The sequence below is a fragment of the Agrobacterium sp. FDAARGOS_525 genome (assembly GCF_003938925.1).
Lineage (GTDB): Bacteria > Pseudomonadota > Alphaproteobacteria > Rhizobiales > Rhizobiaceae > Agrobacterium > Agrobacterium pusense.
In genome coordinates, this window is sequence record NZ_RKIU01000002.1 from 59,635 (window position 1) to 76,304 (window position 16,670).

The window sequence follows — 16,670 nt, forward strand, 5'->3', positions numbered from 1 at the left end:
TCCTGCATCCGTATTCAACCGGCCCAGCCCTCGCTTCCGATCCAGCGCAGGGCCGTCAGGGAGGGCATGAACATGTATTCGCCTCCTCGCAGACGGTTGAAGGTTGTCACCCCGTCGATGCGGCGGCGCACCGGATCGGCCGGAATGGTGAACCTGCCCGGCTCCTCATGCAGACCGACAATCGGATCTGGCTCGGTGCCGAGGTCGATGAAGTTGCCGCGGTTGATCCACTCCTGTTGCAGGAACTCCACCGTGTCATAGGCCCGCGCGCTGATGAAGATGAAGAACAGGCCGCGTTCGTCCGGCCTGTCTTCCGCCGCCGTCACGTCCGGTGTCCATTTCGGACCGAAGGTCGAGGATCGCCGGATGATGCGGTGGATGTTCTCGTCTGTCAGGATGGTCAAGTCGCCGCCGCGCGGGTTCATGCGGCGCATATGACTGGAATGCGGACAAACGAACCCCCTTACGTCACCCTTGAAATCGAAATCGTTGTTGCGCTGCCGGTCCGCGCCAAGGTCCGGATCGTCCCTGGCCGGTGATAGTGGCAGCGGCGCGCCCGAACGCCAGCGGCCGAACATCTTGGCGGCCAAGGCATGCTGCGCCTCTGCGTCCCCCGTCTGTGCACGCAGAAACTCGTTGAAGGCGCCGACGCGGCTGTCATATTTGCGCAGCACGACGAAGGAGCCGTTTCGCCCCAGAGGATCGGGCGAAGGCATCGAGATGGGCTCGCCGGTCTCGCTGTTTTCGCCCAGAACGAATTCCCCGGCGGCGATGGCGCGCTCCTGCCCCGGCTGCGGATCGACACCGGCGCCCGCCACCGTCGGCTGCGAGATGGAATCGCGAAAGCCGAACGGGTTTTCGGCATCCTCGTCGGCGCCGAACTCATGCGTGCCCACGAGCGTGACGCCGGTCGAGGCGTCGAACTCGGCCATCGCCTTTTCCACGGCAACATCCAGCGCGGGCTTGTCTGCGGCATAGATCGTCAGCGCGATGTGGCAGGTGTCGTTCCTGTAGGCGTCCTCCCAGGTCTCGGGCGCGTTTTCGCCGAAATCATGAAGCTGGGTCGCGCGCCCCGCCATGCCCTGCCGGAAGGCTAGCGGGAAGGAGGCCAAAGAGTCCTCGGGCAGGCCGAGCGCCTTAAGCCCGGCATGGCTGATCGCGACGCCGGTCCAGGCGCTGAGATCGTCGGCCCAGTCGCTGGCCGAGGGAATATATTCAGCCAGCCGGGCGATCAGGTCGCGCCCGCCCTCCGCCTCGTCCACATGCAGCATCGCATGGATGCCCACATAGGGCTCGGGTCGCGAGCGCAGGATCAGGGCCTGGATATCGTCGAGCTGGAGCGTGACCCGGTCGCGACGGAAACGGTCTTTCAGGTGTTTGAAGAAGCTCATCAGTAATCGACCCCCTGCGGAACGGCGATGGCTTCGGACAGCTTCGCGAGCGCCTTGTGCGTCGTCGCGTCCATTTCGGCATTGGCCGACATGGCGTCGAGGAATTCCTCTACTGCCTTGTCCATCCGCTGGTAGCGGCGCACATCCACGACGCTCACCTGCGGATTGGCAACGAACCAGCCCGCCGCGTCGATCTGGTGTCCGGCGATGAAATCCTTCACCTTGGGTGAGGTGATGCCGGGCCAGCCTTCGACATTGGCGAAGAGCAGGTCCATCAGTTCCGGGATCTTGGTCGCGAAATCGTTGATATAGGTGTCCCAGTCGCCGTCATAGGCGGTGGCAAAGATGATACGCGTATCGTTGTCGAAAAAGACGAAGCGCATGTTGTGCAGGGTCGAGACCCTTTGTGCACCATCGAAATTTCCGTTCGTCAGGTTGAAGAGACGGCGCAGGCGATCGGCTCCGCCGGGCTTGAGATCGGCGATCGCCGTCAGTTCCGAAACATTGCCCGACTGCCGCCCGGCGCGCCCTGCGGATTTCGAGCTACCTTCGAACAGCGGATTGTGGTCGCGGATCAGACTGTTGATCTTGATCTGGGCCAGCGTCGGCGCGTCCGCCGCGATCTCCCTGGCGATGCGGCGGAACTCGGCGAGCCGGGACTCGTCGCCCAGACGCGGGTCTTTGGTATCGTTCGACATGAGTGGGGTCTCCTGCTTGGTCGAATGTGTCGGTCAGTCGGGAATATCGGCCAGTGCCGATGGCTCGGCGCGCGGCACGGCATTCAGCCGGTGTCGCTGCGCGGAAGAGGATTCATAGGCCGCCTTGCGCACGCGCATGATCGAGCCCAGCGGACGATGCGCAGCCACGCCGTTCCAGGGATTGAAGGCCAGATGGTCGTCGCCGTGGACTCGCCGGGCCGGCGACAGCACGTCCTGCGGCTCGAACTGCAGGGTCGCGATCGGTACATGCGGCGAGGCGTCGGGATCCCACAGGATGGCGGCGTCCTCGACCGGCATGTTTTCGGCATCGGTGCAAAGCTGGGCGCGCAGTTCGTAGCTCGCGCCGGCGCGTGCGAAATGCGCCGCCACCGCATCGGCCATCGCCGAGAAGCCGTCGCCGACCTCTTGCCCGGTCAGCACCGCGACCTCGCCCTGCGGCGCTAGCGACAGCTTGGCGATGTAGTCGCCGTAGCGGATCGCGGCCTGGGTGTGGAAGGTCTCGCCCAGCACATGCGCCCGGTCGCGGGCGAGGCCCTGGAGCGTTGCGCCGGGCGTCGCGCCCACGGCCTTGACGAGACCCCGCACTCCGCGTGCGGTGGCGGCCGTGGCTTTCTGCACCGCCTCGGGCGCTTGCGCCCTGCGTTCGAGAAGCGTGAGCATCTTTTTGTATTTCTGCACGGTTCCGAAGGCGAGGATGGGAAAGTTCACCATCAGAAAATCCTGATTGGCGCCGCCAAGCTCGGGCACGAGACGTTCGCCCTCAACACCGATGATCTTGATCGCGAAGCCGCGCGGTTCGGGAATGGAGTCACTATGGATATCGCCGGGCGCCGAGGACAGCCGTGCCACCACCTCGTATTCGCGCGGGGCGGCGAAAATCCCCTGTGCCAGTTCAGGTACCAGCCCGTCATGCACCGCCATCCGCCCCTTGAGGACCGCATGGCTCTTGGCGTGCGCGTCGCGATGGGCGTGCCGATGACGCTCGGCGTTGCGAGCCTGCGCCGCCGCCATATGGGAGACGATGTCACGGACGATGCGTTCTTCATCCGGCTGGAGCGTCTCGGTCGTTTCCGTATAGGGTATGAACAAATCTTGTGTCCCGCGTTCTTGCAACATGCAGGAGAAAGCCGGACATGTCCGAAGGCTTTCTCGCGCGCTTTGCGTCTTCGTGGCGTAAACGCACGGATCGATTTCAGGTTTCATGTGATATTCGAAATTTTTCCGCCAAAGCTGGAAAGTGAGTTCACCGTCGGAGAGCGGGAGCTCTTAAATCGGACAGTGGCGAGAGCGAGGATACAGCACCCGCCTGAGTGTGCCGGGCCCGCGAGGGAGGCATAGGCCGCAATTTGGGAATATGCCTTTACTGCGGCGATCCTGCCAGAGTTGCTGTAGTCGATATCAATGCGGAAGCCAAGTTCCGGCACTGTCTAAAAAAGCCCGAAGGTCTCGCTGGTGAAATGCCTTTGACATTCGTTGGAAATTTTCCCAGATTCCGCACCTCGTCTTTCTATTTCAGACTGGGAAGTGCCTGATGAAGTTCAGTTGTCGCAGGGCGTAAACAAGGGCATCGACATGAGCGAGGCTGTGAAGCCCGATCTTGCGGTCCTAACGGTTCAGCTTTGAGCGCCTATGTTAGAAACAATGCCGTGCCAGGCAGCGAGCTTGCCAATATGATTCGGACGACGAAGGCGGCTCCGTCGGAGGATGCAAAGCCTGAGGCGCCGCCGGAACCCGAGTACGTGCCAACCGTCTCCGTTAAGACAAGTCTGGAGTCGCGTGATCACATTGGCCTTCTCCAAGGCAGGCCCTGCAAGAGCCTGAAACGGCATCTGGCGATACGGGCTTACATCAGAGGAGTACCGCTTCCGGTTCAAGCGGCCGGGCGATTGTCCGATGGTAGCCCAGGATATTCCGAACAACGCCGGCAAGCGGCGAAGCGGCTCGGGCTCGGGAGGAAAAACGCGGACGGCCGATGTGTAGCAGAGTGCGGTTAATTCGAAATCTACGAGAAAGGTCGGCACCCCAGCCAGGTCGGCAGCTTCGGGAGCGATGCACATTCGGAGTGTTGGAAAAGGAAAGTGGGTGGTGAAGGAGAATGGGACCCCGCCGGCGGAATAGTCTGGAGTTTGGCAGAACGCGGTGGCTTTCACCAAAATAACGACAATGTGATGCGGGTATTCTTGTGGGTATTATGGACGACGGTGGATTTCTAGTGGATTGAAAAACAAGAGACTTTCGGGATAATATGGCAGCTGCCCCCGCAACCACCGACATTTGTAAATTCTCCCATTCGGGAAGCCGCTCGAGAAATTCCTCGCGGTAAATGTCGAGCATCATCTCCTTCTTCTCTTCACTGTCGATATCGCCGGCTTCCACGCGTTCCATGAAATCCTCGTGGACCTCCGACATAAAGCGGCTACTCATGTAGTCGAACACATCCATCTGGGTGAGGATTGCGGCGATCAAGCCATGAACCTGCAGGCTCGCCGGCTGATGGCCTGGTGTCTTACCGATGACAACCTTCTGAACGAGCTGGCGGACGATCGGCATCAGCGCGCGCTTTGCATCTTCATCCGTGCCCTTGCGCGCCATCCGCATGAACTGCCGCATCGCCATCTCTGTTTCCTGCGGATTATGGCGCCGACCCAATTGCTCGATCTTGGCAGTCATGTCCGGGCCGGTTTCCGTGAAACTGGCGATCTCCTTCTCCAGCGTCTGTCGCTCGACTTCGAGCCGGTCGAGCGTGTCGTCGAGTGCCGGCAGGCGAGGACGGCCCTCGGCCGCACGGTCACTGATCTGCTGGATGATGTTCTGCTGCTTGCCCTCGAGCTCCAAGAGCTTGCGCTTCATCTGATCGCGGTCGGCCAGCGGACGTTTGAGTTTTGCCGTCTCGTGGGCGATGATCTGTTCGGATAGCGTGTCGAAGATGCCTCCGGCAAAGAAGGCTGCGGGCAGGCAGTCCAACACGCGGCACTCCAGTTCCTGACGAATGATGGTCTTGCTGTTGCTGCAGCATGCGCCGCCAAGCTCGTCGATCGGCAGGCGTTTCTTGCGGTTGGTGCAGCTATAGCGATCCTTGCCGGAAATCGCGTAGGGGCCGCCGCACTCCTCGCATTCGAGGAGTTGGCTCAGAAGATACTCCGGCCTAGGCTCATCTCTCGAAACGGCCGTGTCCCAGAGCGATTACGCCAGCCTGTCTCGTTGCACCCAATATGCGCATTTCACGCCGGAGTTCATTATCCGCGCGATCTGGGCCGGATTGCAGCGTTTGGGCTGGCGCGGCGGCCGGGTGCTGGAGCCGGGGATCGGCACGGGCCTGTTTCCGGCGTTGATGCCGGACGCTTTCCGCGACGCCGCCTACGTAACCGGTGTCGAACTCGATCCTGTCACCGCCCGCATCGTCAGGCTTCTTCAGCCGAAGGCGAGGATCATCGAGGGCGACTTCGCCCGCACCGATCTGGCGCCGATTTACGATCTGGTGATCGGGAACCCGCCGTTCTCGGATCGAACCGTGCGCTCCGACCGAAACTATCGGTCGCTTGGCCTGCGCCTGCACGATTACTTCATTGCCCGGTCGATCGATCTGCTGAAGCCCGGCGCCCTTGCCGCCTTCGTCACCAGTTCCGGAACGATGGACAAGGCGGATGTCACCGCCCGCGAGCATATCGCGAAGGCGGCCGACCTGATTGCCGCCATCAGGTTGCCGGAGGGCAGCTTCCGCCGTGACGCCGGCACGGACGTCGTGGTCGATCTCCTGTTCTTCCGCAAGCGCAAGGCCGGAGAGGCGGAAGGTGACCAGACCTGGCTCGATGTCGATGAGGTTCGTGCGGTGGCGGAAGACGAGGGCGCCATCCGGATCAATCGCTGGTTCGCCCGCCATCCGGGTTTCGTGCTCGGCGATCATGCTCTGACATCTGGTCCCTTCGGCGAAACCTATACATGCCGTCCCCGCGCTGGTGTCGATCTCGAAACCGCGTTGAAGGCGGCCATCTCCCTCCTCCCGGAAGATTTCTATGACGGCGAGCCGACTGAGATCGACATCGATCTGGAAGACGAACTCGGCGAGATCGTCGATCTGCGCCCCGGCAGTTCGAAGGTGCGGGAGGGCAGCTTTTTCGTGGATACCAAACGCGGCCTGATGCAGATGGTTGACGGCGCTCCCGTCGAGATCAAGGTCCGCAATGGCCGTGGTGGTGAAGGTGGATCAGGCGAATGCCTGCCGGAGAAGCATGTCCGGATCATCAGCAAGCTGATCCCGGTCCGCGATGCGGTACGCGAAGTGCTGAAAGCGCAGGAGCAGGATCGTCCGTGGCGTGATCTTCAGGTCCGCCTGCGCATCGCCTGGTCGAGCTTTGTCCGCGATTTCGGCCCGATCAACCACACGACGGTCTCGATCACCGAAGACGCCGAGACGGGTGAGGTGAAGGAAACCCATCGTCAGCCAAACCTTCAGCCCTTCCGCGACGATCCTGATTGCTGGCTGGTGGCCTCCATCGAGGACTATAATCTCGAAACCGATACCGCTCGCCCCGGCCCGGTCTTTTCCGAACAGGTGGTTTCGCCGCCCGCGCCGCCGGTGGTGACATCAGCCGCCGATGGCCTGGCCGTCGTGCTCAACGAGCGCGGCCGCGTCGATATCGATCATATCGCCGAACTGCTGCATCGTGATCCGGACGCGGTGATCGCCGATCTGGGTGACGCCATCTTTCGCGATCCGGCCGATGGGTCATGGCAGACTTCTGACGCCTATCTCTCCGGCCCGGTTCGCACGAAGCTTGCCGCAGCGGAAGCGGCTGCAGACCTCGACCTGACCTACCGGCGGAATGTTGTGGCGCTGCAGGAGGTCCAGCCCGCCGATCTGCGCCCGTCGGATATTACCGCACGTCTCGGCGCACCGTGGATCCCGGCCGCCGATGTCGTCGCCTTCGTGCGTGAGACGATGAACACGGAGATCCGCATCCATCATATGCCTGAACTCGGTTCCTGGACGGTCGAAGCCCGGCAGCTCGGATATTCGGCCGTCGGCACATCGGAATGGGGCACCAGCCGCCGCCATGCCGGCGAATTGCTGGCCGACGCGCTGAACTCGCGCGTGCCGCAGATATTCGACACGATCAAGGATGTGGGCGGCGAGCGCCGGGTGCTGAATGTCGTCGATACGGAAGCCGCTCGCGACAAGCTGCAGCGGCTGAAGGAAGCGTTCCAGAACTGGGTCTGGACCGATCCGGATCGCACCGACCGGCTGGCGCGGGTCTATAATGACCGCTTCAACAATATCGCGCCGCGTAAATTCGATGGCTCGCATTTGCAGCTACCGGGCGCCTCTGGCGCCTTTACGCTTTATGGGCATCAGAAACGTGGTATCTGGAGGATTATTTCCTCCGGCTCCACCTATCTGGCCCATGCCGTCGGCGCTGGCAAAACCATGACCATGGCGGCCGCCATCATGGAGCAGAAACGGCTTGGCCTGATCGCCAAGGCCATGCTCGTCGTTCCCGGCCATTGCCTGGCGCAGGCAGCAAGGGAGTTTCTGGCGCTCTATCCGTCGGCGAACATTCTTGTCGCCGATGAGACCAATTTCACCAAAGACAAGCGCGCCCGGTTTTTGAGCCGGGCCGCGACCGCGGTCTGGGACGCGATCATCATCACCCACAGCGCATTCCGGTTCATCGGCGTGCCCTCGGCCTTCGAACAACAGATGATTCATGACGAGCTGCAACTCTATGAGGATATGCTCATCAGGGTCGAGGACGACGACCGTGTTTCACGCAAGCGGCTCGAGCGACTGAAGGAGGGTTTGCAGGAACGGCTGGAATCGCTGTCCACCCGCAAAGACGATCTCCTGACCATCTCGGAGATCGGTGTTGACCAGATCGTCGTCGATGAGGCACAGGAGTTTCGCAAACTCAGCTTCGCCACCAACATGAGCACGCTGAAGGGCATCGATCCGAACGGTTCCCAGAAGGCGTGGGATCTCTATGTGAAGTCCCGCTATATCGAGACGAAGAATCCCGGCCGCGCGCTGGTGCTCGCCTCTGGGACCCCGATTACCAACACACTCGGAGAAATGTTCTCGATCCAGCGCCTGCTTGGATACGAGGCGCTGCATGAGCGCGGTCTGCACGAGTTCGACGCCTGGGCACGCGGACAATCCCGGTCGCTGGCCGCTTCACTGCCATCACCTCTATCACATGGCGACGGGCATGATGGCCTACGTCACCTATGACGGGATTGGTTGATGCTGTCCGCTGGATCGCGACATTTTCGCCGATCATCGCCGCCGCCATGGCGCTGTCCTCGGTTTAGCGTCATCGGCAACTCGCTGCGGCTTCGGCGCGCGTCGTTCGACTAGGTGGCCCGGAGGCGTGGCCGCCGAACACGACATTCCAATTGCCCTCCTGCGTCGAATTCAGGACGCAGGAGGGTGAAGAAACCAGGCTAAAGGAGAAACGGACATGACAACGATAAGATTGCCACATTCAGCCTTGCTGGCTGCACTGATCATGCTCGGTGGAACAGGTTTTGCCCTCGCACAAACAAGCGGAACCGATCCGCATCATCCCGCAGATGCGTCGCAGGCCGCCGAGCCCTCCGCTGAAGGCATGACGGGTTCCGGCATGATGCAGGGCGGGATGATGGAGCGGGGCATGATGGGCGGCACGCCGATGATGGGAATGCGCGGACATATGATGAAGATCATGTTCGCGATCGCCGACACCGACGGGGACGATGCGCTCTCCTTCGAGGAGGTGACGACCGTCCACAAGCGCATCTTCGACGCAGTGGACGCGAACAAGGACGGCAAGGTCACACCCGACGAGATGCAAGCGTTTATGCGACAATAGGCTCCGGACGATGACAAGGGTCGACAACAACTCTCTTCGGCCACTGCAACCCTGGTCGTTGGTCGCCTTGCTTCTGGCGCCAGCACCGCCGTCGTCGTGGCCATGATTGCGGCCAGCGCCGGAATTCTCTCCCCGGTCGTCACCCACTGGATCTCGTTGAGCGCCGGCGAACGACAGGGCGCCGACCTCGGCTGGCAGTCTCGGCCAGGCCGCCGGGTCGGCGGCCGGAGGACTTCTCTTCGGCGTCGTTTTCATGCCGAACGCATCGTTCACGCTCACCGCGGTGGTCGTTCTCGCCGGGCTCGCCGCCAGCATCGGCGTCCCTCGCCTTTTGAAGCGACCCGAGCGAGGAGGGCCGGCCGCTCCTGCATCCGCCGGAGAGGCCGAAGAGGGACGCCACTCGTGAGAGGCGTCCCTCTCAGAAGGTTTCCCTTTTTTCTCGCCTGCCAGGCATCGATGCCAGCATTTCCCGGATCCTAAATCGAGGCGCCATTTCACAGGACCAATCCTTATTCCCTTCGGCTGTGAACACAGCCGGAACCGCTCGACAGCTCCGCACCTATGGCGATGCCGTCCGTGGCTCGGCCGGCCGCCACAAGCTTCTCGTCCTTGTTGTCGGCCTTGCCGTCGTCATCGGCGTGACGACGATCGGCCAGCTCCGGCTGAATGCCTGGTACGAACCGTTCTTCGACGCCGTCAAGAACAAGGACCTACCTTCGTTCCTCCGGCAGCTCGTTGTATTCGCCGTCGTCGCCAGCGTCCTCATCTTCCTGAACATCGCACAGACATGGCTCGACCAATGGACGAAAATCGCCCTGCGCGACTGCGTCACGCGCGATCTCCTGATCCAGTGGTTCGCACCTCGCAGAGCCTTTCTTCTTGCCGGCGCAGGACCGGTCGGCAGCAATCCCGACCAGCGTGTCCAGGAGGACACGCGACGGCTGACCGAGCTTACCGTGTCACTGGCGATCGGATTTTTCCAGTCGACGCTGCTGCTCTTCAGCTTTGTCGGCGTGCTGTGGCTGCTCTCCCGCGGCTTCGTATTCGAATTCGACGGTCGCAGCTTCCAGATCCCGGGATTCATGGTCTGGGCCGCGTTGATCTACGCGGCATCCGGCTCGTGGCTGAGCTGGCGTCTGGGCCGTCCTCTCATCGAGTTCAATGCCGCGCGCTATGCCCGAGAGGCCGAATTCCGCTTCGGACTCATGCAGGCGAACGAAGCGAGCGACGGCATCGCACTCTCCGGAGGCGAGGAGGGCGAGCGGGTCAGGCTCGAACGCGAATTCGACGGTGTGATCGCTATCGCGCGGAAGATCGCCAACGTCGCCACGAGGCTGACGGGCGTCACGGCGGGATACGGATGGTTCGCGACCGTGGCTCCGATCGTTGCCGCGGCTCCGGGATATTTCGGCGGGCAGCTCACCTTCGGGGAGCTGATGGTGGTCGTCGGCGCCTTCAATCAGGTCCAGCAGGCCCTGCGCTGGTATGTCGACAACGCCGGGAACATCGCCGATTGGCAGGCCACGCTGGAGCGCGTGATGGACCTGCGCCAGGCGCTTCTGGCCCTCGACCTAGCATCGCCGTCGGAAAGCCGTATCACTGTCACAGAGGGCGATCCGGCGCTGGCTCTCGACGACATGACCGTGCATGTGGCGGACCGGGTTGTTTCCGTCGACGAGCCGAACATCTCCATCCTGCCGGGCGAGCGTGTCCTCGTCATCGGCAAGCCCGGTACGGGCAAGAGCATGCTGTTCCGCGCTCTGGCAGGACTTTGGCCATGGGGAAGCGGACGGCTGCGCCTGCCGCCGAAGGCGGACACCATCTTCCTCCCGCAACGGCTGTATGTCCCGAATGGTTCGCTGCGCGAGGTGCTGTCCTATCCGTGCGAACCTTCCACCTTCGAAGAGACGACCTTCTCCCGTGCGCTGGAACGCACCGACCTCCGCCACCTGATCTCGTCGCTCGACCGCGTGGCCCGCTGGGACAAGGAACTGACGGTGGACGAGCAGCAGCATCTGGCCTTCGCCCGGCTCCTGCTCCACAGGCCCGCATGGGTCGTCAGCGACGAGGCCCTCTGCCATCTGAACGACGACGATCGCAAGATGCTGTTTTCGATCTTCGGCAGCGAATTGTCGAAGACCGCCGTCGTCAGCATATCGAGCAACGATGCGCAGTACGGATTCTATTCGAGGATTCTTCACCTGACCACGCGCCCTCGCACGCTGGCGATCCCGGCGTCGGGATGATCGCGGTGCGCGCAGGGATGTGCTAGGATCATTCCGTTGCATTGATCGTGGAAGGCGGAATGCGCCGAATTTTTTCGTCCCTGCTCCTGTGTGCATTGTCAGCGTCGATATCCTTCGCCTCCGGCCATGCCATCTTTTACACGGCCTCGTTCGGCGACAGCGGGTCCGTCAGCCTCAGCCTGGCGGAAGGAAGACCTTCCCGCGATCCAACCTTCGATTTAGACGCGGTCATCACGCTCTCCGAATTCGACCACAGTGGAGCCACTCGCTACCGCGACGAGAGACGGCACGGCGACGGTGTTGACCAACGCGAAGCTCAGCGCCGGGGAGGGGCGGAGAATCATCCAGGCACAGAATGTCAGACGCGCGGCGAGGATGGCGGCGGGGACGAACCAGCCTGTCACCCTGTCCACCAGAGCCTGGATAGGCAGCTTGGACCCTTGCGCGGCCTCGACCATCCGGATGATCTGGCGGGCACGGTGTCGGCGCCGACCCTTAGAGTGACCGAGCCAGGGAAGTATGTTGCATGGCGTTGGCCACTAGGTTTGCCAACATCTGCCGGACTAGGTCCGCATCGCCATCGATGCAGCAGCACCCGGTCCCTCCCTGAAATCCGAAAGCGTCCATTGTCGAGGACGTAACAGCCGTGCCGCAGAATGCTCCCAAAACGCGAGTTTTCCGGAGCGCTTCGCGACACGGTTCTCGTGCTGCCAGTCAACACCGTGACAATCGTTTTCGATCCCAACAACCTAGGCAAATGGCCGTTGCGCTGCCATCACCTCTATCACACGGCGATAGGCATGATGTCTTACCTTGCGTACGACAATCTCAGCTAGACATGAACTGGCATTGCCTGGGTTCCGGCTCTAGGCTAGGTGTGTTTTGCGAACCGCTTCACGTTGTTTGGTCGCAATACCGATGCCACAGTGGCCGCCGGGCAAGGTGCAAGCTTACGCCAAACCGTAGACTGGCGATGGCTTGCTGTACGGCATAGGAGCCGGGCCTCATCAGGAAAATCTGCGGCTATCCGCCTCCCATCAAGAGCCGGTCTTTTGGCCCGACGCTCCAGCAATGGCACTTCGCGTTGGTTGCTGGCACATATGCGCTCTGCGATGCGAACCCAAGGCAACAATCTTTAATCTAGGTTAAGGATAGCGGGGTTAAGCTTGAGGAAAATGGCTAGAAAATGGGCGGCAAGCCGTAAACAAACTTCGACTATATATATAGGAATACGAACCATGAAAGCGCAGAAGGCATCGACCGTCTTTGCAGATAGTAACGCGGAGCCTTGGCGTAAGGTGTCTGTGCTAGCCCTGTTCGTTGCGGCGGTAGCTCTTTCCGGCTGCCAGCAACTACCTTCTGACCATTGGTCCAGACCGTGCGGTCAGAGAACGGGGAGTGACTGTTACGGGGTAGCGGCTGCGCCACCCCTACCTGGTAGTTGATCCGTCTGAAGAGACGTGGCTTGTCGAGATTCCACAAGAACGGGTGCGTTGTCTTGTGTGCAGGCCCGTCTTTATCGGCGATCAGTCATCCATGATCGCTTTTCATCAGCACTTTTCTCGCATCATGCCGGTGGTTTGCTAGCGAACTGACGGAGTGCGACGGATGCAGTGCGAGTTATTCGGTACTACCAGCGACAACGCGAGCTTTTGCGGACAGGTCGACAGTTCCATAAGTTATATTATGCGATATGTTATTGTAAGGGCTATTTAGTAATGCGACAGTTGGGCCAGTTAGAGATGCGACAGTCTCGCCTCTCGACGCACTGGTCAAAGCTAACGTTGGGAGCAAGGATGACGATCTTCAGCCTGGTTGAGACCATGAGCGGTCGGAGTCGTCATGTCCTTTATGATCACCATGTCGCAGAAAGAGTTGCATCGCCTCGACATCATCCAGAAGATCCGTGACGAACGCCTGAGCGTCGTCGAGGCTGCCGAACGGCTCGGCCTAAGTCGAAGCCAGGTCCATCGGCTGCTACAGGCCTATGACCGGGATGGTCCGGCTGGCCTTGTTTCCAAGAAGCGATCACGGCCGAGCAATCGGCGCCACAGCGAGGAGTTTCGCAATGCGGCGCTGGATCTGATCCGCGAACGCTATCTGGATTTCGGTCCGACGCTGGCGCGTGAGAAGCTGATCGAGCTGCACCGGATCTCTGTGGCTAAGGAGACGCTGCGGCAATGGATGACCGAGGCTGGTATCTGGGTCTCACGTAGAGAACGCAAGAAACGGGTTTTCCAGCCACGCGGCCGACGTGATTGCTTTGGCGAACTGGTGCAGATCGATGGCTCGCATCACTGGTGGTTCGAGAACCGTGGGCCCAAATGCGCCCTACTCGTCTATATCGATGACGCGACCGGCAAGCTGCTGCATCTACGGTTTGCCGGATCGGAGAACACATTCGACTATCTGCGCGCGACCAAGGCATATCTGCAGCAATGGGGCAAACCACTGGCCTTCTACAGCGACAAGCACGGCGTCTTTCGTTCGACCCATGCGTCGCAGAAGGACCGGACGAGCGGCCTGACACAATTCGGCCGGGCGCTTTATGAGCTGAACATCGACATCATCTGTGCCAACACCCCGCAGGCCAAGGGCCGTGTGGAACGTGCCAACCAGACATTGCAGGATCGGCTGGTCAAGGAGATGCGGCTTCGCGGCATCGACACGATCGAGGAAGCCAACGCGTATGCGCCTGAGTTCATTTTAGATTTCAACGCGCGTTTCGGCAAGGAACCGCGCAATCCGAAGGACATGCACCGGCAGTTGGCCGGTCACGAGAACCTTGATGGCGTCATGTGCCGCAAGGAAGTTCGCACGCTGTCGCAGGCTTTGACGCTGCGCTACGACAAGGTGCTGTTCATTCTCGATCCGACCGACGTTTCCAGGCCTCTGGCCGGCCAAAAGGTGATTGTTTGCGATTATCCGGACGGTCGCCTCGAGATCATGCACGAGAGTTTTGCCCTACCCTACAGAACCTTTGACAAGCTGCGGTCGGTCCATCGCCCGGAAGTCGTCGAGAACAAGCGTCTGGACGACATGCTGTCGATCGTCGCCGAGATGCAGGCTGGACGAGAACAGCAACGGAGCAAAAGCGGCCCTCGCCGCACCGGGCAGACGGATCATATGTTCGGCATTCGCGACGGCAGCACGGGGAACGGCTATCAGAAGCGTGGCCGTAAGCCGAGGACAGATTACATGAACGATCCGGCGGTGATTGCACGGCGAGAGAAAGCGTTATTGAGGCAACCAGCGGCGGAATAAGATTGTCAGTGCACGCCGATGTCGCTTTGTGTATCTGATTCCAGCTGCAGGCAGGCGGACCAAAGCGGCGTCTTGTGGAAGGCTCCGTCTTGAAGAAGCGTGAGCCCTTCTCGTGCCTCATAAAGCAGGCCCAGCCAGCACAGGCGCCGCAGGACACCATATTGGAGATCGGATTTTAGCTCCCAGGCTTCCAGTGTCATTTCGGTCTCAGATAGGGGCTCGAAGTCTGGGTGGAGGATCTTCACAAGCTCCAATGGCGTGCACCCTTCTCTGGCCTTGATATTGAGAAGGTTGAGGAACATGCGCCACCAGCGTAACCGCGCTTGGACCTCCTCTTTGCGCTCCGTGGCGTGGACATAGGAATAGAGATAATCCGTGGCGACGAGATCGAAGAAGCCTTGCGGGTTCACCAGGAACTCCCGGCCGCGTCTGGTTGGCAGCAGCACATCCTTTTTCCGGCGAAGAAGCTTCAGATGACGGGTCATGTCGCGCACGACCCAGAGCGGTGGCATGTCGCGCTCATTGAGCACCTTGTTCATGCTGTAGAGATCCTCAGCTGTGAACCCTGGCCAGAGAAAGTGCACAGCGGCCCAATGCACGAACTTGCGGTTCATGGCGCCGGTGGCTGTTAATCCGATGCCACCCTCACCGTCAGCATAGGCAACGGAAAGAAGCATACCTCGAAGAAGTGGTGACAGCGCGGCGACATCGACTTCACGCTGCAATTTGATTTCCGGAAGCATCGTGTGGCTTTGACCCCTACCTGCCCCACGCAGGTGCAAAAGAGTATCAGGCGGCGACGGAACAATTGCTACTGAGAAAGCTAAAGCAGGAAGGTGTCCCTCACCCGCCCCCGCTCCTTCCTTGCAACCCGGACCAGCCGGTCGGATCGGGGGCTGATCGTCAGAGCCAGACGAGATGCCGAGTGTCGCATTTCTAACTGGCTGGCGACGTCGCACCTCTATTCAGCTTTGACAGTTATTGTAAGGGGGTGGGTTCAAGGATGAAGTGCGACTTGCGAATGATACCAATGGGTTGTCACTCGCAAGGAACCTGCAATGAAACGCACCTACTCCCATATCGACATGGATGAAAGACGCAAGATCGCCCGCTGGCGTACGGCTGGCCTGACTGTTGACATCATCGCCGAGAAGCTTGGACGCCATCGCTCGACAATTTTCCGCGAGATCCGGCGCAATATGTTCATCGATGACGCGATCTCCAATCTGAACGGCTATTATTGTGTCACGGCGCATGACATGGCTTGCGAACGGCGGACCAAACTGCGCAAGCTGATGCGCTTCTCGCATGTCCGGCAATCTGTCATCGACCGGATCATGCACGGCTGGTCGCCACAGCAGATCGCTGGCCGGATGCGCCTTGAGCGGCATCCAGTATCGGTTAGCCACGAAACCATCTACAAGTTTGCATACTCATCTGACGGCCAAGCGATCAAGCTGTGGCGGCACCTGCCGGAGCATCGAGCTCGGCGGCGACCGCGACATGCCAGACGCAAGCATGGCCAACGGTTTAGTCCGGAACTCAACATCCTGCGCCGCCCGGATGTGGTCGCCGATCGCAAGCAGTTCGGGCATTGGGAGTGTGACCTGATCCAGTTCCGAAAGAAGTTTGGAAAGGCCAACGTCACATCACTCGTTGAACGGGTCAGCCGCTTTGCAATCTTTCTGCGCAACAATGATCGGCAGTCTCGACCGGTCATGAACGGCCTCGTGCAAGCACTTCAGACCCTGCCCCACCTCGCCCGTCGTTCCATCACGTTCGACCGTGGCACGGAGTTCACCGACTGGCCTTACCTACAGGCGAGCATTGGCATCCAGACCTGGTTCTGCGACCCTCAATCGCCGTGGCAAAAAGGAACCGTCGAAAATACCAACAGGCGGGTACGGAAATGGCTTTCGAGAGAGGTCGATCCCTTATCCGTAACCGACGCGGATCTGATCGCGATCTGCAATCAGCTCAACGAGACGCCTCGTAAATGCCTCGGCTATCGGACACCAGCAGAGGTCTTCCGCAAGAAGCTGCTCGCACAACTAAGGCATACCGGATAGCTTCGCCCTGCCCGCAAGTCGCGCTTCAGCATGAACTCACAGGGCTATTTAGTAATGCGACAGTTGGGCCAGTTAGAGATGCGACAGTCTCGCCTCTCGACGCACTGGTCAAAGCCAACGTTGGGAGCAAGGATGA

At 60.6% G+C, this 16,670-nt stretch carries 12 protein-coding genes and 3 pseudogenes; 10 read left to right on the forward strand and 5 right to left on the reverse strand.

Features of this window, described 5'->3' with window-relative positions; genetic code table 11:
* Positions 1-14: 14 nt before the first annotated feature.
* The 3 genes from EGT36_RS00410 to EGT36_RS00420 are packed head-to-tail and all read right to left on the reverse strand — an operon-like array spanning position 15 to position 3,313.
* A complete protein-coding gene (locus EGT36_RS00410; protein WP_011983005.1) occupies positions 15-1,391 on the reverse strand; it encodes a Dyp-type peroxidase in 1,377 nt (458 codons plus the stop codon).
* Positions 1,391-2,089: a hypothetical protein gene (locus tag EGT36_RS00415; protein WP_011983004.1), complete on the reverse strand. Its 699-nt coding sequence runs from the start codon at positions 2,087-2,089 to the stop codon at positions 1,391-1,393. Before EGT36_RS00415 ends, EGT36_RS00410 begins: the two co-directional genes overlap by 1 nt.
* 33 nt (positions 2,090-2,122) lie before the next feature.
* A complete protein-coding gene (locus tag EGT36_RS00420) occupies positions 2,123-3,313 on the reverse strand; it encodes a catalase family protein (protein ID WP_200869484.1) in 1,191 nt (396 codons plus the stop codon).
* Positions 3,314-3,780: 467 nt separating this feature from the next.
* Between EGT36_RS00420 and EGT36_RS31485 the strand changes: the two genes are divergently transcribed.
* From EGT36_RS31485 to EGT36_RS00455, 7 genes and pseudogenes are all read left to right on the forward strand, one after another.
* Positions 3,781-4,104: a MucR family transcriptional regulator gene (locus tag EGT36_RS31485; protein WP_210210116.1), complete on the forward strand. Its 324-nt coding sequence runs from the start codon at positions 3,781-3,783 to the stop codon at positions 4,102-4,104.
* Between the two features lie 475 nt (positions 4,105-4,579).
* Positions 4,580-5,026 carry a hypothetical protein gene (locus EGT36_RS31490; protein ID WP_082179093.1) on the forward strand — a complete coding sequence of 149 codons (447 nt, stop codon included), beginning with the start codon at positions 4,580-4,582 and terminating at the stop codon, positions 5,024-5,026.
* Between the two features lie 220 nt (positions 5,027-5,246).
* Positions 5,247-8,252 (forward strand): annotated as a pseudogene (locus tag EGT36_RS00435) (helicase-like domain-containing protein); the annotation flags it as partial.
* Position 8,253: 1 nt separating this feature from the next.
* A pseudogene (locus EGT36_RS00440) lies at positions 8,254-8,349 on the forward strand (multicopper oxidase domain-containing protein); the annotation flags it as partial.
* Between the two features lie 216 nt (positions 8,350-8,565).
* A complete protein-coding gene (locus EGT36_RS00445; protein ID WP_125269932.1) occupies positions 8,566-8,955 on the forward strand; it encodes an EF-hand domain-containing protein in 390 nt (129 codons plus the stop codon).
* Positions 8,956-9,208: 253 nt separating this feature from the next.
* Positions 9,209-9,361, forward strand: coding sequence for a hypothetical protein (locus EGT36_RS30790; protein WP_210211218.1), 153 nt, complete (start codon positions 9,209-9,211; stop codon positions 9,359-9,361).
* Positions 9,362-9,479: 118 nt separating this feature from the next.
* Positions 9,480-11,201, forward strand: coding sequence for an ABC transporter ATP-binding protein/permease (locus EGT36_RS00455; RefSeq protein WP_125269933.1), 1,722 nt, complete (start codon positions 9,480-9,482; stop codon positions 11,199-11,201).
* Positions 11,202-11,488: 287 nt separating this feature from the next.
* Here the strand turns inward: EGT36_RS00455 and EGT36_RS30380 are convergent.
* A pseudogene (locus EGT36_RS30380) lies at positions 11,489-11,712 on the reverse strand (hypothetical protein); the annotation flags it as partial.
* Between the two features lie 145 nt (positions 11,713-11,857).
* Between EGT36_RS30380 and EGT36_RS00470 the strand changes: the two are divergent.
* Positions 11,858-12,037 carry a multicopper oxidase domain-containing protein gene (locus EGT36_RS00470; protein ID WP_125269935.1) on the forward strand — a complete coding sequence of 60 codons (180 nt, stop codon included), beginning with the start codon at positions 11,858-11,860 and terminating at the stop codon, positions 12,035-12,037.
* A 1,006-nt stretch (positions 12,038-13,043) separates the two neighbouring features.
* Positions 13,044-14,465: an ISNCY family transposase gene (locus EGT36_RS00475; protein ID WP_125269936.1), complete on the forward strand. Its 1,422-nt coding sequence runs from the start codon at positions 13,044-13,046 to the stop codon at positions 14,463-14,465.
* 5 nt (positions 14,466-14,470) lie between these two features.
* Here the strand turns inward: EGT36_RS00475 and EGT36_RS00480 are convergent, their stop codons facing one another.
* Positions 14,471-15,208, reverse strand: a complete 738-nt coding sequence (locus EGT36_RS00480) for a hypothetical protein (RefSeq protein WP_125269937.1) — start codon at positions 15,206-15,208, stop codon at positions 14,471-14,473.
* 315 nt (positions 15,209-15,523) lie between these two features.
* Here EGT36_RS00480 and EGT36_RS00485 point away from each other — a divergent pair, with 315 nt between their 5' ends.
* Complete coding sequence (locus tag EGT36_RS00485) at positions 15,524-16,534, forward strand: IS30 family transposase (protein ID WP_125269938.1); 1,011 nt, start codon at positions 15,524-15,526, stop codon at positions 16,532-16,534.
* The last annotated feature ends 136 nt before the right edge of the window (positions 16,535-16,670 follow it).